Source organism: Mesorhizobium sp. ArgA1, from assembly GCF_053714375.1.
On sequence record NZ_JBSKBQ010000004.1, the window covers coordinates 376,184 to 393,477 of the forward strand.

General features: G+C 64.3%; 18 protein-coding genes. 3 read left to right on the top strand and 15 right to left on the bottom strand.

The genetic code is table 11. The features are described 5' to 3' along the window. Positions 1 to 3 precede the first annotated feature (3 nt). The gene (locus tag ACWGTI_RS13875; RefSeq protein ID WP_454587635.1) at positions 4 to 1,026 is read right to left on the bottom strand and encodes a nucleotidyltransferase family protein; all 1,023 of its coding nucleotides are present in this window, start codon (positions 1,024 to 1,026) and stop codon (positions 4 to 6) included. 418 nt (positions 1,027 to 1,444) lie between these two features. On the opposite strand from ACWGTI_RS13875, the gene ACWGTI_RS13880 reads away from it, so the two are divergent. Beyond that, entirely contained in the window at positions 1,445 to 1,540 is a 96-nt protein-coding gene (locus ACWGTI_RS13880; protein ID WP_454587636.1) for a lasso RiPP family leader peptide-containing protein, read from the top strand. Positions 1,541 to 1,567: 27 nt separating this feature from the next. Here ACWGTI_RS13880 and dhaK read toward each other — a convergent pair whose 3' ends face one another. The 14 genes from dhaK to ACWGTI_RS13950 all read right to left on the bottom strand — a co-directional run bounded on the left by dhaK (position 1,568) and on the right by ACWGTI_RS13950 (position 14,299). Beyond that, on the bottom strand, positions 1,568 to 2,554 hold the full coding sequence (dhaK, locus tag ACWGTI_RS13885; protein ID WP_454587637.1) for a dihydroxyacetone kinase subunit DhaK: 987 nt from the start codon (positions 2,552 to 2,554) through the stop codon (positions 1,568 to 1,570). Positions 2,555 to 2,579: 25 nt separating this feature from the next. Further along, a complete protein-coding gene (locus tag ACWGTI_RS13890) occupies positions 2,580 to 3,005 on the bottom strand; it encodes a hypothetical protein (RefSeq protein ID WP_454587638.1) in 426 nt (141 codons plus the stop codon). Between the two features lie 11 nt (positions 3,006 to 3,016). Next, entirely contained in the window at positions 3,017 to 4,603 is a 1,587-nt protein-coding gene (ptsP, locus tag ACWGTI_RS13895; RefSeq protein ID WP_454587639.1) for a phosphoenolpyruvate--protein phosphotransferase, read from the bottom strand. Further along, on the bottom strand, positions 4,587 to 4,889 hold the full coding sequence (locus tag ACWGTI_RS13900; protein WP_454575834.1) for an HPr family phosphocarrier protein: 303 nt from the start codon (positions 4,887 to 4,889) through the stop codon (positions 4,587 to 4,589). Before ACWGTI_RS13900 ends, ptsP begins: the two co-directional genes overlap by 17 nt. A gap of 21 nt (positions 4,890 to 4,910) precedes the next feature. Continuing rightward, positions 4,911 to 5,300 (bottom strand): dihydroxyacetone kinase phosphoryl donor subunit DhaM, encoded by a 390-nt coding sequence (dhaM, locus tag ACWGTI_RS13905; RefSeq protein ID WP_023738108.1) that lies wholly within the window; start codon positions 5,298 to 5,300, stop codon positions 4,911 to 4,913. Then, entirely contained in the window at positions 5,297 to 5,899 is a 603-nt protein-coding gene (gene dhaL, locus ACWGTI_RS13910; RefSeq protein WP_454587640.1) for a dihydroxyacetone kinase subunit DhaL, read from the bottom strand. The genes dhaM and dhaL overlap by 4 nt, the downstream gene beginning before the upstream one ends. A 70-nt stretch (positions 5,900 to 5,969) precedes the next feature. Next, the gene (locus tag ACWGTI_RS13915) at positions 5,970 to 7,613 is read right to left on the bottom strand and encodes a dihydroxyacetone kinase subunit DhaK (protein WP_454587641.1); all 1,644 of its coding nucleotides are present in this window, start codon (positions 7,611 to 7,613) and stop codon (positions 5,970 to 5,972) included. Positions 7,614 to 7,692: 79 nt separating this feature from the next. Then, positions 7,693 to 8,706 (bottom strand): ABC transporter ATP-binding protein, encoded by a 1,014-nt coding sequence (locus tag ACWGTI_RS13920; protein ID WP_454587642.1) that lies wholly within the window; start codon positions 8,704 to 8,706, stop codon positions 7,693 to 7,695. Next, on the bottom strand, positions 8,699 to 9,811 hold the full coding sequence (locus ACWGTI_RS13925) for an ABC transporter ATP-binding protein (RefSeq protein ID WP_454587643.1): 1,113 nt from the start codon (positions 9,809 to 9,811) through the stop codon (positions 8,699 to 8,701). The genes ACWGTI_RS13920 and ACWGTI_RS13925 overlap by 8 nt, the downstream gene beginning before the upstream one ends. A gap of 2 nt (positions 9,812 to 9,813) precedes the next feature. After that, the gene (locus tag ACWGTI_RS13930) at positions 9,814 to 10,020 is read right to left on the bottom strand and encodes a hypothetical protein (protein WP_112560587.1); all 207 of its coding nucleotides are present in this window, start codon (positions 10,018 to 10,020) and stop codon (positions 9,814 to 9,816) included. Then, complete coding sequence (locus tag ACWGTI_RS13935) at positions 10,017 to 10,967, bottom strand: carbohydrate ABC transporter permease (protein WP_112560588.1); 951 nt, start codon at positions 10,965 to 10,967, stop codon at positions 10,017 to 10,019. The genes ACWGTI_RS13930 and ACWGTI_RS13935 overlap by 4 nt, the downstream gene beginning before the upstream one ends. Beyond that, positions 10,964 to 11,911, bottom strand: a complete 948-nt coding sequence (locus ACWGTI_RS13940) for a carbohydrate ABC transporter permease (protein WP_454587702.1) — start codon at positions 11,909 to 11,911, stop codon at positions 10,964 to 10,966. The genes ACWGTI_RS13935 and ACWGTI_RS13940 overlap by 4 nt, the downstream gene beginning before the upstream one ends. Positions 11,912 to 12,035: 124 nt before the next feature. Continuing rightward, positions 12,036 to 13,367 (bottom strand): ABC transporter substrate-binding protein, encoded by a 1,332-nt coding sequence (locus ACWGTI_RS13945; RefSeq protein ID WP_454575829.1) that lies wholly within the window; start codon positions 13,365 to 13,367, stop codon positions 12,036 to 12,038. Positions 13,368 to 13,600: 233 nt separating this feature from the next. Then, the gene (locus tag ACWGTI_RS13950) at positions 13,601 to 14,299 is read right to left on the bottom strand and encodes a PIG-L deacetylase family protein (RefSeq protein WP_454587644.1); all 699 of its coding nucleotides are present in this window, start codon (positions 14,297 to 14,299) and stop codon (positions 13,601 to 13,603) included. A 25-nt stretch (positions 14,300 to 14,324) separates the two neighbouring features. Here ACWGTI_RS13950 and ACWGTI_RS13955 point away from each other — a divergent pair, with 25 nt between their 5' ends. Both ACWGTI_RS13955 and hrpB read left to right on the top strand, forming a co-directional pair. Further along, positions 14,325 to 14,642: a hypothetical protein gene (locus tag ACWGTI_RS13955; RefSeq protein ID WP_454587645.1), complete on the top strand. Its 318-nt coding sequence runs from the start codon at positions 14,325 to 14,327 to the stop codon at positions 14,640 to 14,642. 115 nt (positions 14,643 to 14,757) lie between these two features. Then, positions 14,758 to 17,262, top strand: coding sequence for an ATP-dependent helicase HrpB (gene hrpB, locus ACWGTI_RS13960; RefSeq protein ID WP_454587646.1), 2,505 nt, complete (start codon positions 14,758 to 14,760; stop codon positions 17,260 to 17,262). Positions 17,263 to 17,294 lie beyond the last annotated feature (32 nt).

Consider the following 17,294-nt stretch of genomic DNA (forward strand, 5'->3'; position numbering starts at 1 on the left):
TATTCAGGCAAAATGCGACTTTGGCCTGGCAAGCCGCTGAATCCAACGAAAAGCGTCGCGGCGCAGACGCGAATGCATCTTGTCCCTGGAATTGACCCCGAGCAACGTATCGCCGTTGATGAGCCACTTGGCCAAACGTATCGAGAGGTCGGGCTTGATCCGGCCAGCCAGTTCGATCGCGCGCGATGCATTAAACAGCCGCCCCGTCACATTGAGGACTGTCGCCAATTCGAGCTCGATGCCGCTCATGCGCGCCGCCTCGAACAGCTGGTCCTCATCAACGGATGACCGCAGCGCGCGTACACCTTGCAACACGTCGACGCAAAGCTGCAGCCGGTGGAATTTATGACCGCCCGCGGCATGCACGATGGCGATGGTCAGCAGCGCGGCCGGCGTATCGGCTTCGCCGCCGTCGATGATCTGCAATTCGCGAAAGCCCAGCGACAGCCGTCGGCGCATACCGGAATCATGCACCAAATTGCCGTGCAGTTCGATCAACAGGCTGGTATTCTCTTTCTCCAGCCATTTGAACTCCTGCAGATCCTGCGACTGCGCCTCGCCGCTCCAAAGATCGAAGCCGCACCCGGCAATCGCCGTGTTGGCCTCGGCGATGCTGGCCGGGTCTACCAGGATGTCGATGTCGGTGTAGGGCCGGTCAGCTGCGTGGCGGTAAAGTTTGCGTGCGAAGACCGGCCCCTTGACGATCCGGGCCGGAACGCCTTTCGCCGCCAGTGCCTTCATGATGCGGTCGCCATGATACTGCAGCAGCATCGACTGGCCGGTCGCCAGGGTCGACTGGTCGCGCAGTTCCGACAATTTCTGCTGCAAGGCAGCTTCCGCCGGCAGTTGGGCGCTGATTTCCCCGAGCTTGCGCAGCATGATCGGCAGCACGCCGTGGAACTCGGCGTTGGCGAGCAGCGCCAGCAAGCTTTCGGCAGCAACATCAATGCCAATGGCAGCCGGGGCCTCCGGGTCGGCGAAGCTCAGCAGCAGTTTTTCATCGGTAGGCGCAAGAGATGGCAGCATCAACCTGGATGTCGTTCGCCCACTGGAGCAATTCCAGGAAAAGTGCGAAGCGGTCTTCCGTCCGGAATTGCATCAAAACAAGGAGCCAGAGCAGTTCGCCGTTTCAGTGAACTGCCTTGGAAGGGCGTATGTTGCAGAAAAGTATGCATGAAGCCAGAGTATGGTGGCCAAACCGGCTCATGAATTGACTTTGTGTGGTTTCCGTCCATTCTTTTGCACCGGACTCAAAGGGTATTTGGAAATGACCAAGAAAAGGTATGAGGCGCCTTTGCTGCGCAAGGCGGGAAAATTATCCAGCCTTGTGGCCGGTGGAGCGTCGAAGACGCTCTAAGACTTCCAAGACTTCGGTTCGGCTGAGGCGAAATACCGGTGGCCTTGGCAGGTGCTGCTGCTGGACTCGCCGCAAAGGGGGAATGAAATGACCAAGAAGCAATATGAGACGCCGGTGCTGCGCAAGGCAGGCAAGCTGTCCAGCGTGACCGCGGGTAACGGTGCGTCCGGCCCCGCAGGCTAGGCGGAAGTTGATAAGACGGCCTGATCGCTACATTCCCCAGCGCAGCGCGGCTGTACGCACCGGCGCGTCCCACAATGACGTTGCCTCATCATCCAGCATGGTCAGCGTGATCGAGCAGCCGGCCATGTCGAGCGACGTCACATAAGACCCAACCAGCGAGCGGGTCACCGTCACGCCCTGTTTTTCGAAGATGTTGCGGGCGCTGTTGTACATCAGATAGAGCTCCATCAGCGGTGTGCCGCCAAAGCCGTTGATGAACAGCAGGGCGGTGCCCTTTGCCTTGTCGCCGAGATCGCCCAGGATCGCGGCGCAGATTTCCCCGGCAATGGCATCGGCGCTTCTCAACGTGTCGCGACGCCGGCCGGGCTCGCCATGGATGCCGACGCCGAATTCCATCTCGCCATCGCCAATGTCGAAAGTCGGCCTGCCGGCCGCAGGAACGGTGCAACTGGTCAGCGCCACTCCCATTGAACGCGTCGCAGCGTTGACGCGATCGCCGAGCGCCTTGAGATCCGCCAGCGCCATGCCTTGCTCGGCGGCGGCGCCGACGATCTTCTCGACCACCAGCGTACCGGCAACGCCGCGCCGGCCGGTCGTGTAGGCCGAGTTCTCGACCGCGACGTCGTCATTGGTCACCACTTGCAGGATGCCGTCGGCCATCTCGGCCGCCATGTCGAAATTCATCACATCGCCCTCATAGTTCTTGACGATGAACAGACAGCCGGCGCCTGCATCAACGGCTGCGGCCGCCGCCAGCATCTGGTCCGGCGTCGGCGAGGTGAACACCTGGCCGGGGCAGGCGGCGTCCAGCATGCCGTGGCCGACAAAGCCGGCGTGCAGCGGCTCGTGGCCCGAGCCGCCGCCCGAGATCAGCGCTACTTTCCCCGGCTTCAGCACCTTGCGGCGAATGAATTTGTGCTCGTCACCCAGCATCAGAATGTCGGCATGGGCGGCAACGACACCATCGAGGCTTTCGGTCAGCACCGTGTCGACGGAATTCAGAAATTTCTTCATGTGTCCTCCCGAACGCAGGAAACGCTCAGCCCCCGCTTTTGCCGGTGATGCTGGTAATCTTCTGGATGAAATCATTGACCGCCCTGTCGAGCGCCGCGTTCTGCTTGTCGTCGCCGAAATCCGGTACGATCAGCGACACATGCCGGGTCTTGCGCATGCCTGAGGCTACCGACAGTTTCCCCGGATGCGCCAGATGGTAGGCAGCCAGAAAATGATCGCGCTCGGCCGGGCTGAAATGGCAGACGGAAAAAATAGCCGGCAAATGTTTTGACGGGATCGGCGTCGAATAGGCCGGGCTGGAGATTTGCGTCACGAAGCTGCGGTGCTTGCCCAGCGCATCGGCGAGGCGTTGGCGCATGCCCGACGGGCGTTGGTCGATGACCTGCGACAGGATCGTCTTGTAGGCGCGGATCGCCTCTTCGGAGCCGGGTTCTGGTGTCTTGTCGACCATCTCAGTCACGCCTAGATCGAAACATCTGAGATGGCCGCCTTGGCCATGGCGAGTTGGGCAGGGGCCACCGAGAGATCGCGCAGGCCGGCTTCGAGCAGCGCCGGTATTGAGGCCGGATCGCCGCCGGCATCGCCGCACAGGCTGACCGGGATTTTTGCGCGCAAGCCGAACGAGGTCACCGCAGCGATCAGCCGCAGCACGGCTGGATGCCGCACCGAATTGAGATGCGCCACCGCAGCGTTGTCGCGGGCGGCGGCCATCACATACTGGGTCAGATCGTTGGAGCCGATCGAGAAGAACGCGACGTGGGCAAACGCCTCCGGCGCGATCGCCACCGACGGCACCTCGACCATGATACCGAGCGGTGGCATTTTGTGCGCGACGCCACGCGCGATGAGCCCACCCTGCTCCTCCGCGAACAAAGTGGCGGCACGTTGGTACTCCTCCGTGACGGCGATCATTGGAAACATCACCTTCAGATTGCCGTGCACAGCGGCGCGCAGCAACGCCCGGATCTGCAAGCGAAACACATCCGGCCTTGCCAGCGACAGCCTGATGCCGCGCAGGCCGAGGAACGGGTTGCTCTCCTCGACCGTAAAGCCCGGCACCGGCTTGTCGCCGCCGGCATCGACGGTGCGGATGGTCACCGGCTTGTCGCCGGCCCATTCCAGCACCTTGCGATAACAGCGGTATTGCGTCTCCTCGTCCGGCAGCGCCTTGCCGAACAGGAATTCGGTCCGCATCAGCCCGATGCCGTCGCAGGTCGAAATGTCGATGCCATCGACCTCGGACGGATCGGCAATGTTGACCTGCACACGCACCGTCGTGCCGGCCCGGGTTACCGCCGGTTTTGCCAGATAGGCTTCGGCCTTGTCGCGTCGCGCCAAAAAAGAGGATGAGGACCGACGGAAAGCTTCGATCTCGGCCTTGGACGGCGCCAATACGATGCCGCCATGCTCGGCATCGAGCAGGGCCAAGCCATCGGGATTTGCCGGTGAAGAGCCAAGCCCAACCACCATCGGCACGCCGCGCGAGCGCGCCAACATGGCGACATGGCTGGCGGTGCTGCCGGCCCTCAGCGCGATGCCGCCGCCGGCACTCCAGTCGGTCTCGAGAAAGCGCGTCGGCGCGATGTCTTCGCCATAGAGAATGGCGCCCGCTGGCGCGGTGCTCTCCTGCTCCTCGGTCAGGGCGCGCAGCACGCGGTCGCGGATATCGCGCATGTCGGCAGCACGTGCCCGGAAATAGTCCTGGTCTGACGTTTCATAGCCGGCAATCTCGGCGTCCAACGCCTGCCGCCACGCCATGTCGGCCGGCATGCCGGACGGGATCGTGGCGAAGGCCGGTCCGGTCAGCGCCTCGTCCTCCAACATGGCAAGCTGGAATTCGAGAATGCCGGCCGCCTCGTCGTCGGCGGTTTCGATCAGGGTCGCGAGCCGGTCCGTCGCGCTGGCGAGTGCTGCTTTCAGTGCAGCTTTCTCCTCGCCGGCTGTCGCCTTGCCCATGTAGCGCGCAGGGCCGCGGTCGAGATTGAACAGCGGCCCTTCGGCATAGCCGGCCGAAGCCGAAATGCCTTGCAGCCTAAGCGGTTCGGGCATGGCCCGCACCCTCGTCGAAATCGCGCCGCACCAGTTCGGCCAGCGCGCCGACCGCCTCAGTGGCGGCTTCGCCGCGGGCCCTGATATGCAGCATGGTGCCTTTCGGCGCCCTGGTCGCCATCACCTTGACGATGCTCTTGGCGTCGAACCACGGGCCATTGGCGGCAAGCGCGATTTCCACTTCGGCGGCAAAGCTCTTGGCGAGCTTGGTGAACTTCACCGAAGGGCGCGCGTGCAGGCCCACCTCGTGGGTGATCAGGACGGTGGCCTCGGCAAATGCTGACATGCGCTCAAAATTCCCGTTCATTCACGACGGCGACAATTCATGCGCCGTCGCCACCACTTCCTTCAGCGAGGCGCCGCCGGACGCCTCCGTCGCGGCCATCACCGCGCCTTCGACGATCGGCGCGTTGCAGACGATGATCTTCTGCGCCCGCGGCTCGCCGATCATTTCCACCGCCATCTCCGAATTGGTCTCGGCGCCGCCGAGATCGACGAGGATGGCGACACCGGCTTCCGACCAGGCCTTGTCGATGGCGCCCATGATCGCCTCGACGCTGGTGCCGAGCCCGCCATGGCCGTTTCCGCCGCACCATGCAAGCGGCACTTCGTCGCCCACCATCTGCCGGACCATGTCGGCCGTGCCTTCGGCGACCAGCGGCGAATGCGAGACGATGACGATGCCGACATTGCTCATGCTTGGCCCTCGATGCTTTCGGCGACGGTCCGCACCAGCAGCGCAGCCGAACGCGCGCCGGCGTCCATGTGGCCGATAGAGCGGTCGCCGAGGAATGAGGCGCGACCGCGCAGCGCCTTCATAGGCACGGTCGCTTCGGCCGCACGGTCGGCGATGTCGGCGATTTCCCCTACCGTCTTGCCTCCAGCCAATGCGTCATGCACAGGCTGCAGCACGTCGAGCATCGTCTTCTGGCCGACCTGCGACTTGCCGCGCGCCGCGACGGCTTCGATCGCCTTGCCGAACGCAGCCGTCAGGTTGGCGCGATCGGGCGCAGCCGAGATCTCCTTGCCGAGCGCCATGAACAAAGTGCCGAACAGCGGACCGGACGCGCCGCCCACCGTCATCACCAGCCTGGTGCCGATCGCCTTCAAGGCTTCGGGCAGCGGTTTGGTGGAAAACGCCGCGGTCTCGCTTCGCACGGCCTCAAACCCGCGTCTCATGTTCAGCCCATGGTCGCCGTCGCCGATCGCCTGGTCGAGCGCCGTCAACTCGTCGGCGTGCGCGGCAATCGTGTCCGCTGCCGCTGTGATCAGCCTGGCAAGGTCCAGTGCCGCCATATCCAAATTCCCGGTTGCGGTCATGCCGGCAGTATCGAAAGTTTTTTCATTCGACAACTGAAGCATGCGATCAGGCCGCTGCATGCAGTGCGGCGGCCGCCGCGAACACTTCGGCCACTGCATGCGCGCCCGGGTCGACCACGCCTTGCAATTTGGTACCGACATAGGCGGAGCGCCCGGCCTTCGCCTTCTCCATGGCCGCAGTCGCCTCGGCGCCGCGCCGGGCGGCTGTCGCCGCCTCGTCCAGGCCGCTGGCATCGAGCGCTTTCAGCGCCGGCTCCAGCGCATCGACCATGGTGCGGTCGCCGATCCTTGCGCCGCCGTAGAAGGTCATGCGGTCCAGGCCGGAAAGCAGCGCCCTGGACAGGGACGTACCGGAATTCGAAGCCTGCGCCGCCGCGGTGAAGAAGATCGACAGCAGCACACCTGACGATCCGCCCATGGCGACGCCCAGCCCATCGCCCACCGCCGCAAGCGTGGCGGCGGGATCGGCAAGCGGCAGCGTGTCGAGTTTTTCCAGCACGCTGCGCGCGCCGGTGGCTACCGTCGAGCCGGTATCGCCATCGCCCGCCTTGGCGTCCAGCCCGTTCAAGGCCTCTTCGAGTGCAATCAGCCTTTCGCAGATCGTGACGACAAGCCTCCGGGTGCGCGCATTCTCACTGGGCTTGCGCGCCGCGCTCTGTCCGGAGGCCTTCACCATGGGAACGACGGCCGGCGCGGCAACGGCCTTTGCCGGCATCCAGGCATGTGGCCCGACCGGCGCCAGGAAGGCCGCCTCGCGCGCGGCATCGAGCTTGATCAGCGACAGCGAGAAGCCGTTCATGTTGAGCGCCGTCATCAGCGGTCCGGGGCCGATCGCCAGCTTCACGGTTTTGGCCAACGGCGAGGCCAGCACGGCGTTGGCGACCAGCGACATTTCGAGCGGCGGCACCGAACCGAGATTGTTGATCAGCAGCGCATGGCTGGCCTTCGGGTCAAGCCGCGCGGCAAGCCGCTCCGTCATGATCGCCACCAGTCTGTCAGCGCTTTGTACCGCGATGCGCTCGACGCCCGGCTCGCCATGGATGCCGAGGCCGAGTTCGCCATCGTTTTCGCCAAAGCGGTCTTCATGCGGTTGGCCGGGGATCGAGCAGGACGACAGCGACATGCCGAGCGAGATGATGTCCTTCGCCGCCGCCCGTGCCGCTGTTGCGATGTAGGCCAGATCGTCGCCGGCTTCAGAAAGATGGCCGGCGATCTTGTGCACAAACAAGGTGCCGGCGACGCCGCGTGGTTGGTTGATATCCGGCAACGCGATGTCGTCGGCGACGATCGCCATCTCGACGCGAAACCCTTCGGCGCGCGCCTTCTCGGCCGCCAGGCCGAAATTGAGCCGGTCGCCAGTGTAATTCTTGACGATCAGCAGGCAGCCGGCCGGACCGGTCACCGCGCGGATCGCCGCCAGCACCGCTTCGACGCTCGGCGAGGCAAAGATCTCGCCCGAGACCGCCGCCGTCAGCATGCCCTTGCCGACGAAGCCGGCATGCGACGGCTCGTGCCCGGCGCCGCCGCCGGAGACGACGGCAACCCGGGTCTTGTCCCAGTCGGCTCGCAGCACGACCTTGATCTCGGGATAACCGTCGAGGCGCGCGAGATCGCCCGAACCGATGGTCCGCAGCAGCCCGTCCAGCGCCTCGGTGACGATCGTTTCCCTGCGGTTGAAAAAGTGCTTCATCGAATTCGTCCTGTATTCGTCAATCAGAAGCCGGTGCCGTGCCCTTGGCGAGACACCGAAAACCTCACATCAGCCCCATTCACATCAGTCTTTGCCCATCGGCGCCGAAATAGAGCGGCGAGCGGTAGCGGATCACCACTTTGTCGCCTTCCGCCAGATCCGTGTCGGGGTCGGTCAGCGTCACCAGCTTCTTGGCTCCGACCGTGACATGCAGATGGTTTTGGTCGCCGAGATGCTCGACCCAGTCGACGACGCCATCGGCATGGCCGTTTGCGGCCTTCTCGATCGACAGATGTTCGGTGCGTGCGCCGACCGTCTTGGTGCCCACCGGCGCGCCGCCATCGGGCAGCAACCCCGCCGGCAGAAGATTGATCGCCGGCTGGCCGAGCCTTGCTGCGACATGAAGATTGGCCGGCTCCGAGTAGATTGTGCGCGGCGTACCGATCTGCACCAGCACGCCGTCGGCAAGGATGCCGATGCGGTCGGCCATGGTCATAGCCTCGATCTGGTCGTGCGTGACATAGAGCATGGTGGCTCCAAGCTCGGCCTGGATGCGCTTGAGTTCGAGCCTGAGATCGGCCCGCAATTTGGCGTCCAGCGATGACAGCGGCTCATCCATCAAATAGATCGACGGCTTGCGCACCAAAGCGCGGCCGATGGCGACGCGCTGCATTTCACCGCCTGACAGCTTGGTCGAGCGGTTGTTCAGCTTGTGGTGGATGCGCACCATCTTCGCCACCTCTTCGACGCGGCGGCGGATTTGGTCCTCCGGTATTTTCCGCGCCGGCGAACGCAACGGGAAGGCGAGGTTGTCGTAGACCGACAGATGCGGATAGAGCGAATATTGCTGGAACACGAAAGCGGTGTCGCGCTCGGCCGGGGACAGCATCGTCGCATTGTGGCCGCCAATATGGATCGTGCCGCTGTCGGGCCGCTCCAGCCCGGCGATCAGCCGCAGCGTCGTCGTCTTGCCGGCGCCGGTCGGCCCAAGCAGCACGACGAACTCGCCATCCTTGATCTGGAGGTCGAGATTGCTGACGGCGGCGTGCTCGCCGAAACTCTTCGTCACGCCTTTGATGTGTACGTCAGCCATGCTGCGCTCTCCCTTGAGAGGCGGTGTCGTGGATCGCGGTGCGCACGGCGCGGCCCGATCCCTTGTCGAACAGCGACAGTCGCGAGCTGTTCAGCGTCAGGCCGACATGATCGCCGGCGGCGAGCCGGATTTCGGCCGGCACCCGCGCCTTGATGATGCCGTCCGCCGTCTCCACGGCCACGATCTGCGTCGTACCGAGATATTCGGTGCCATAGATCGCGCCACGCAGCTTGGACGCATCGTCGAAGCGGATGTGTTCCGGCCTTATGCCGAGTGCCATGTCGGCCGGCGCGATGTCTTCGCGCACCTCCGGCACCGCCACCTTGGCGCCTTGCACGACGATCTCCTTGGCGCCTTTCGCCAGTCCGCCGCCAAAGCCCAGAAAATTCATCGGCGGCGAGCCGATGAAATCGGCGACGAACATCGTTGCCGGGCGGTCGTAGATTTCGCGCGGGCTGCCGAACTGCTCGATCACGCCATGGTTCATGACAGCGATCTTGTCGGCCATCGACATCGCTTCCATCTGGTCGTGGGTGACATAGACCGTGGTGGCGTGGATGCGGTTGTGCAGTTCGCGAAGCTCGTGGACCATCAGATCGCGGAACTCGGTATCGAGCGTGCCAAGCGGCTCGTCCATCAGAAAACACTTTGGCCGCCGCACAATGGCGCGACCGAGCGCGACGCGCTGGCGGTCGCCGCCGGCAAGGCCGGAGACCGATTTGTTGAGCAGATGGTCGATGCGCAGGAGCTTGGCGGTCTCCTCGACGCGTTGGCGGATTTCGGCCGCAGGCATGCCTTGCGCCAGGAGCGGGAAGCCGATGTTCTTGCGCACATTCATGTGCGGATAGAGCGCGAACAGCTGGAAGACGAAGGCGATATCGCGCTCCCGCGCCCGGCGCATGGTCACGTCCTCGCCGCCGAGCAGGATCTGGCCACCGGTCGGCAGTTCCAGCCCGGCGATCATCCGCAATGTCGTTGTCTTGCCGCAACCCGACGGCCCGAGCATGACGAAGAACTCGCCATCCTCGACGACGAAGCTGGAGTCCTGCACAGCGACGAAATCGCCGAAGGCCTTTCTCAGGTGTTGGACGCGGATTTCGGCCATGGCTATTCCGGGAATTTCGAGACGATGATGAACATCACCGTGCCGGCGAGCATGGTGATGAAGGAGTAGGTGTAGAGCGCCAGCGCGAAGGGTTGGAACAGCATCAGGAAGCCGATGGCGATGATCGCGGTCGCGATGTTTTCCAACAGGCCACGCCTGGCCCAGCGCGGCCAGCGCGATTTGCGTTTGGTGGGTTGTGTCAGGCTCATTTGCGCACCGCGCCGAAGGTGATGCCGCGCAGCAACTGCTTGCGAAGCAGGATGGTGAAGACGAGGATCGGCACCAGGAAGATCGTCGTGCCGGCGGCCACCGCCGGCCAGTCCTGGCCGCCTTCACCGATGATGGTCGGGATGAAGGGCGGCGCGGTCTGCGCCGTGCCCGAGGTCAGCAGCGCTGCGAACGCATATTCGTTCCAGGCGAAGATCAGGCAGAAGATGGCGGTCGCGGCGATGCCGGTGGTGGCCTGCGGCAGCACGGTGCGCCAGAAGGCCTGCAGCCTGGTGTAGCCGTCAATCATCGCCGCTTCTTCATACTCGCGCGGGATCTCGTCGATGAAGCCCTTGAGCAGCCACACCGCCAGCGAGACATTGACCGCGGTGTAGAGCAGGATCATGCCGAGCGCGGTGTCGGAAAGGCCGAGCTCGCGGTACATCAGATAGATCGGGATCGCCACCGCGATCGGCGGCATGAAGCGCGTTGACAGGATGAAGAACAGAAGGTCGTCGGCCAAAGGCACCTTGAAGCGCGAGAAGCCGTAGGCCGAGAGTGTGCCGAGGAACACCGCGCAGAAGGTCGAGCCGAAGGCGATGATCAGCGAATTGACGAAGCGCGGCAGGAAGTTGGACGGGCCGGCAATCACCATGTTGCGCTTGCGCACCGTCTCGTCGCAGAAGCCGGTCGCCGGCCCCAGCGAGTTGATGTATTCCGGCGTCTGCCGCGTGCGCGTGGTGAACAGGTTGCAATAGCCCTCGATGCTCGGCTGGAAGACGATCTTCGGTGGATAGGCGATCGAATCCGGCGGCGTCTTGAAGCTGGTGGCAAAAATCCACAACAGCGGTACGATGGAGATTAGCGCGTAGGCGACGATGATCGTGCCGGCGATGCCTTTTGCTGTTCCCGAAGGGGCAACAACGGAGTGGGCAGTGGTCAGGCTCATCTCTGCTTCACCTTGTTGAGCGCCTTCACGTAAATGTTGGCGAGGCCGAACACCGCGACGAACAGGATGATGGCGAAGGCTGAGGAATAGCCGGTGCGCCAGCTCTCGAAAGCCTGCCGTTTCAGCGTGATCGAGGCGACCTCGGTGGTCGAGCCGGGTCCGCCGCCGGTCAACAGATTGACCATGTCGAACATCTTGAAGTTCTCGATGCCGCGGAAGAGCACCGCCAGCATGATGAAGGGCAGCGCCATCGGCAGCGTAATCGACCAGAACTGCCGCCAGTTGGAGGCGCGGTCGACCTCGGCCGCCTCATAGATGTATTCAGGTATGGAGCGCAGTCCGGCGAGGCAAATCAGCATCACGTACGGCGTCCACATCCAGGTGTCGACGATGATGATCGACCACGGTGCCAGCGAGACGTTGGAGAGCATCTGGATGTTTGTCGGCGGGATGCCTGACACAAACGAGATGACGTAGGAGAACAGCCCGATCTGCGGCTCGTAGAGGAAGCGCCAGAAATTGCCGACGACCGCAGGTGACAACATCATCGGCACCAGGATGATCGTCGTCCAGAAGGCATGGCCGCGGAATTTGCGGTCGATCAGCCAGGCCAGAGTGAAGCCGATCAGCGTCTGCAGCAGGATCGTCCAGAACACGAAATGCGCCGTCGTCTGCATGGCGATCCAGATGTCCTGGTCGCCGAGGATGCGCTGGTAATTGGCAAAGCCGAGATTCTTCACCACCTCGTTCGGCCGGTTGGCGCGGAAGTTGGTGAAGGACAGATAGATCGCCCAGAACAGCGGGAAGATGTTGATGGCCAACAGCAACAGGATCGTCGGCGAGATGAACAGCCAGGCGAGACCCTTGTCGCTAATGCCCCGGACCTTGCGCGCCAACGGCTCCGGGGTCGCCCGGGCAACGTTCTCCGCAGTCCGATTGAGCATGGTGAGTCCTGCTTCGGTCACGTGGGTCGTCTCTGTCATGAATTTATCTGAACTGCGTCCCGTGCCAAGGTCGGCACGGGACGCGTCGGTCTGGCTCGGGAGGAGCCGTCGAACCGTTGTCCGGTTACATCTTGCCGTCGTCCTGGAACACTTGCGTCCAGTCCTTGACGAGCCCGTCAAGCGCATCCTTGGCCGAACCCTGGCCGGCGACGACATAGTCGTGGAAGCGCTTCTGCGAGGCCTGCAGCAGAGGCGCGTAGCTGGGCTCGGCCCAGAAGTCCTTCACGATCGCCATCGAGTCGAGGAAGGTCTGCGCATAGGGCTGGCTGGACGGGAAGGCCGGGTCTTTCACCACCGCGTTCAGGCAGGAATAGCCGCCGAGGGACCACCATTTGGCCTGCACATCCTTGTTGGCGAACCACTTGATGTATTTCAGCGCCGATTCCTGCTTGTCGGAATAGGACACGACCGAGATGCCCTGGCCGCCGAGCTGGGCGAACTGGTCGCCGTCCGGACCCTTCGGGTTGACGAAGTAGCCGATCTTGTCGCCGCCGACATTCTCGTCCTTCTGCAGGCCGGGCCAGGTGAAGGCGAAGTTCATATGCATGGCCACCTGGCCGGATTTGAAGGCGTCGACGCCTTCGCCCATGTAGCTGTTCGACGCGCCGGGCGGGGTGCAGCAATCATAGAGCGCCTTGTAGAACTCCAACCCCTTCACCGATTTCTCGGAGTTGACGAAGCCTTCCATTTCGTAGGGCTTCTTCGGGTTTTCATACTGGAAGCCGAAGCTGTAGAGCACGTCCATGGCGCCCATGGTGATGCCTTCGGAACCGCGCTCGGTGTAGATGGAGGCGCCATAGACGGTCTTGCCGTCGATCTCGCGCTTCTGGAAGAATTCGGCGACCTGCTTCAACTGGTCGAAGGTGGTCGGCGGGCCGAGATCCCAGCCATACTTTTCCTTGAATTCCTTCTGCAGTTCCGGCTTGGAGAACCAGTCCTTGCGGTATGTCCAGCCGACGACGTCGCCCATGGCCGGCAGCGCCCAGTAGTTCGGCGTGTTCTTCGGCCATTCGGAATAGCCGACGACGGTTGCCGGCACGAAGTCGTCCATGCTGATCTTCTCCTTGTCGAAGAAGTCGTTCAGCTTGACGTAGTGGCCGTTCTCGGCGGAGCCGCCGATCCACTGGCTGTCGCCGATGATCAGGTCGCAGAGCTTGCCGTGCGAGTTGAGCTCGTTGAGGAAGCGATCGGCATAATTGGTCCACGGCACGAACTCGAATTTCATGCCGATGCCGGTTTCCTTGGTAAAGTCCTTGGACAGTTCGACAAGTGCGTTTGCCGGGTCCCAGGCGGCCCAGCACAGCGTCAGGTCTTCAGCGTGCGCAACGTTCGAGACGGCTGTCGACGCGGTAATAGCCGAAGTCAGTCCCAACGCCAGTTTCAAGCTCGATTTCATGCCTTCCTCCCATTTGCGAAACGCGCCCGGATGGCGGTTTCAAGAGCCCCTCAACCCTCGCTCCTCCGAGGGCCCAAACATGGCGGCGCGGTGCGTCGCAGATGTTTAGTGATTTGTTTAGTGATGCAATTTTTACTAAACAAGGCAAGCGAATTCGTTGCTGCGTTGCACCATCACGAAAAGACGATTGAAATCGTTGGGAAATGATTGCCGGGGGTTCGCCCGCAAGTTGTTTAGCCGGCGTCGCTTGCAATCTTCGTCTGTGGCGTCACTGGTCGGACAGGCGGCGCGGGCGGCAGCAATGCGCGTATATCGGCGAAGGGAAATGTCGGCTCGAAGCGGAAGGCCTCGGCAAGTGAACCGGCGACGCTGTTGCATTGGCCGGCGCGAAACTCATTCTGGACGCGCGCTTTGTCGACATATTGCTCCGGCCTTTGCGACCGGTGCGCGCGGATCGCCTGCGTTTTGACATCGCGGTGGGCGGAAATGTCGACATAATGCGTCGGCGCAAAGCCGGTGCCGCCCATCGTATCGGCATGCAGCACCGGCACGGCGAAGGAAGCCGCGATGCGCACGCCGTCCGACAGCGCACGGTGGTCGGCGTGATAGTCGTTGGGCGCATGCGTGATCACCAGATTTGCTCCGGTGTCGCGTATCAGCGCTTTCAACGAACCGATCAGCGCCGCATCGGCCACCAGTTCGCCATCGGGGAAGTCGAGAAAGTGAAGGGTCGCGCCGAGCAATGCCGCAGCGGTCGCGGCTTCCTCGCGGCGCACACGAGCCAAAACGCGCGGGTCGCCCGTGCCGCCCTTGGCACCATCCGTGGCCACGGCAAAAGTGAGGTCTGCGCCTTGCGTGGCATAGGCGGCCATCGTACCGAACATGAATATCTCGATGTCGTCCGGATGCGCCCCGAGCGCCAATACCTTCACCGCACTCTCCCGGAAATGGAAAAACGTGACGAACGGAATCCTGCTCGCCCTTATCGCCTATGCAAGCTATTCGTGCAGCGATGCGGTTATCAAGAGCCTTGGCGCACAGTTCACCGTCTTCGAGATCGCCTTCTTCGTGACGCTGTTTGCCGGCGGCTTCCTGTTTTTCAGCCGGCCGGCCGATGAGCGCTGGCGTGGTTTCTGGCGCCCGCCAACCGCATCGCGCCGACGCATTATTCGCAGATCGTCTGGGCGGTTATCCTCGGCGCGCTGTTCTTTCAGGAATATCCCGACTGGCTGTCCTTGGTCGGCCTTGCGGTCGTCGGCGCTTCCGGCCTGCTGACCATGGTGCGCGAGGAAGTGCGGTTGGGTACGGTGCGCTGGAACCCGCTTGCCCGGACAAGACTGTGAGCGAGCGGCGGTTGCACGGTTATAGTGACCGCTGATATGCGGACGCGATGACGACAAGACCCTTGCCGGAGCTGCCGGTGTCCGCCGTACTGCCGGCGCTGAGCGAGGCGCTCAGTGCTGGCAACAGCGCCGTGCTGGTGGCGCCACCCGGCGCCGGCAAGACGACGCTGGTGCCGCTGGCGCTGCTCGATGCGCCGTGGCTGGGCGCCGGCAAGATCGTCCTGCTCGAACCGCGCCGGCTCGCCGCCCGCGCCGCTGCCCGCCGCATGGCCGAATTGCTCGGCGAAGAGCCCGGCGCCACCGTCGGCTATGCCATGCGCATGGAGAACCGCACCTCGGCCCGGACCAGAATTCTCGTCGTCACAGAAGGCGTGCTGGCGCGCATGGTCCTCGACGATCCGGAACTGCCCGGCGTCTCGGCGGTGATCTTCGACGAGTTCCATGAGCGTTCGCTCGACGGCGATTTCGGCCTGGCGCTGGCGCTCGACGTGCAAGGCGCGCTCAGGCCGGATCTGCGCTTGCTGGTGATGTCGGCGACGCTCGACGGCGCGCGCGTGGCGAAACTCCTGTCCGGCGCACCGGTGATCGAAAGCGAAGGCCGCGCCTTTCCCGTCGACATCCGTTACGACGAACGGCCGGCCGGCGTTCCCGTCGAAGACGCCATGGCCAAGGCGATCCGCTCCGCCCTTGCCGAGGAGAGCGGCAGCGTGCTCGCCTTCCTGCCTGGCCAGCGCGAAATCGAGCGCACCGCCGAGCGGCTGCAGGACCGCCTCGGCGCCGACACCGACATCGTGCCGCTCTATGGCCAGCTCGACAACAGGGCGCAGGATGCCGCCATCAAGCCGGCGCCGCCGCGCCGCCGCAAGGTGGTGCTGGCGACGTCGATCGCCGAGACCTCGATCACCATAGACGGCGTGCGCGTCGTCATCGATTCCGGCCTGTCGCGGCTGCCGCGCTATGAACCGGCCAGCGGACTGACGCGGCTGGAGACGGTGCGGGTTTCCAGAGCCTCGGCCAATCAGCGCGCCGGCCGCGCCGGACGCACGCAGCCAGGTGTCGCCATTCGGCTGTGGCGGGCCGAGCAGACGGCGGCCCTTCCCGCCTTCACACCGCCCGAGATCCTTGAGGCCGACCTCTCCGGCCTGCTGCTCGATTGCGCCGCTTTTGGCGTCGCCGATCCGGCGAGCCTGTCCTTCCTCGATCCGCCGCCTACGCCTGCGCTCAACGAAGCGAGGGCGCTGCTCGGCGCGCTGCACGCCATCGATGCGGCCGGGCGGCTGACGGAGCAAGGCGGTGCGATGCGCAGGCTCGCGCTGCCGGTGCGGCTGGCGCACATGGTCGCCGAAGCCGCCGGCAGTGGCCATGCGATGGAAGCGGCGACGCTGGCCATGCTGCTCACCGAACGTGGCCTCGGCGGTGACGGCGCCGACCTCGAACGGAGGCTCATGCGCTTTCGCACGGACAAGTCGCCGCGCGCCGTCGCGGCAAGGCAATTGGCTGAGCGGCTCGCGAAACCCTCCTCCTTGAGGGGAGGGTCGATCCGCGTAGCGGATCGGGGTGGGGTCGGTCCGGGCACGCCGACCTCCCTCGGTGCCGGCACGCTCCTCATCCACGCATGGCCGGACCGCATCGCCAGGGCGCGCGGCGAGCGCGGCCGCTTTGTGCTCGCCAACGGTTCCGGCGCCATGCTCGACGCCGCCGATCCGCTGGCCGGCGAGACCTGGCTGGTCGTCGCTGATTTGCAAGGCAAGGCGCAGAACGCCCGCATCACCGCGGCTGCCGCCGTCGACGAGGCCGATATCCGCGCCGCACTCTCAGACAGGATCGAGACCCGCCGCGAGGCGAGCTTCGACCGCGAGCGGCGCGCGGTGCGCGTGCGCGAGACAGCCCGGCTCGGCGCCATCACTCTGTCCGAGCGCATGCTGCCGGCGCCTTCCGGCGTCGATGCCGACCGCGCCATCCTGGATGCCTTGCGCGAACACGGCCTGTCGCTGTTGGAGTGGGGCAAGGAGGGGGAGACGCTTCGGCAGCGCCTTGGCTGGTTGCATCGCGGCCTGGGCGCGCCCTGGCCCGATGTTTCGGACGCCGCCCTCATCGAACGCCTCGACGACTGGCTGCTGCCGTTCCTGTCCGGCAAGGCATCCTTCTCCGCGATCGATCCCGGCACGCTGTCGTCAGGCCTGACGGCGCTGGTGCCGCATGATCTGCAGCGCAAGATCGGCACGCTGGCGCCGACCCATTTCGACGCGCCGTCCGGCAGCCATGTCCCGATCCGCTATGATGGCGAATGGCCGGTGCTGGCTATCCGCGTGCAGGAGCTGTTCGGCCTCGACCGCCATCCCGCCATCGCCAACGGCGCCGTGCCGCTGACGCTCGAGCTGCTGTCGCCGGCGCACCGGCCGATCCAGACCACGCGCGACCTGCCCGGCTTCTGGCGCGGTTCCTGGGCCGATGTGCGCACCGACATGCGCGGGCGCTATCCCCGCCATGTCTGGCCGGAAAATCCTCTGCTCGCAGCCGCTACGGCGCGGGCAAAACCGCGCGGGACCTAGCGCTCGTCCTTTCCCGGCTATAATCCTTGGCC

Excerpts from the sequence above, each read along its gene's own strand:
- ACWGTI_RS13875 (WP_454587635.1), bottom strand. The coding sequence starts at position 1,026 with ATGCTGCCATCTCTTGCGCCTACCGATGAAAAACTGCTGCTGAGCTTC.
- ACWGTI_RS13880 (WP_454587636.1), top strand. The coding sequence starts at position 1,445 with ATGACCAAGAAGCAATATGAGACGCCGGTGCTGCGCAAGGCAGGCAAG.
- dhaK (WP_454587637.1), bottom strand. The coding sequence starts at position 2,554 with ATGAAGAAATTTCTGAATTCCGTCGACACGGTGCTGACCGAAAGCCTC.
- ACWGTI_RS13890 (WP_454587638.1), bottom strand. The coding sequence starts at position 3,005 with ATGGTCGACAAGACACCAGAACCCGGCTCCGAAGAGGCGATCCGCGCC.
- ptsP (WP_454587639.1), bottom strand. The coding sequence starts at position 4,603 with ATGCCCGAACCGCTTAGGCTGCAAGGCATTTCGGCTTCGGCCGGCTAT.
- ACWGTI_RS13900 (WP_454575834.1), bottom strand. The coding sequence starts at position 4,889 with ATGTCAGCATTTGCCGAGGCCACCGTCCTGATCACCCACGAGGTGGGC.
- dhaM (WP_023738108.1), bottom strand. The coding sequence starts at position 5,300 with ATGAGCAATGTCGGCATCGTCATCGTCTCGCATTCGCCGCTGGTCGCC.
- dhaL (WP_454587640.1), bottom strand. The coding sequence starts at position 5,899 with ATGGCGGCACTGGACCTTGCCAGGCTGATCACAGCGGCAGCGGACACG.
- ACWGTI_RS13915 (WP_454587641.1), bottom strand. The coding sequence starts at position 7,613 with ATGAAGCACTTTTTCAACCGCAGGGAAACGATCGTCACCGAGGCGCTG.
- ACWGTI_RS13920 (WP_454587642.1), bottom strand. The coding sequence starts at position 8,706 with ATGGCTGACGTACACATCAAAGGCGTGACGAAGAGTTTCGGCGAGCAC.
- ACWGTI_RS13925 (WP_454587643.1), bottom strand. The coding sequence starts at position 9,811 with ATGGCCGAAATCCGCGTCCAACACCTGAGAAAGGCCTTCGGCGATTTC.
- ACWGTI_RS13930 (WP_112560587.1), bottom strand. The coding sequence starts at position 10,020 with ATGAGCCTGACACAACCCACCAAACGCAAATCGCGCTGGCCGCGCTGG.
- ACWGTI_RS13935 (WP_112560588.1), bottom strand. The coding sequence starts at position 10,967 with ATGAGCCTGACCACTGCCCACTCCGTTGTTGCCCCTTCGGGAACAGCA.
- ACWGTI_RS13940 (WP_454587702.1), bottom strand. The coding sequence starts at position 11,911 with ATGCTCAATCGGACTGCGGAGAACGTTGCCCGGGCGACCCCGGAGCCG.
- ACWGTI_RS13945 (WP_454575829.1), bottom strand. The coding sequence starts at position 13,367 with ATGAAATCGAGCTTGAAACTGGCGTTGGGACTGACTTCGGCTATTACC.
- hrpB (WP_454587646.1), top strand. The coding sequence starts at position 14,758 with ATGACGACAAGACCCTTGCCGGAGCTGCCGGTGTCCGCCGTACTGCCG.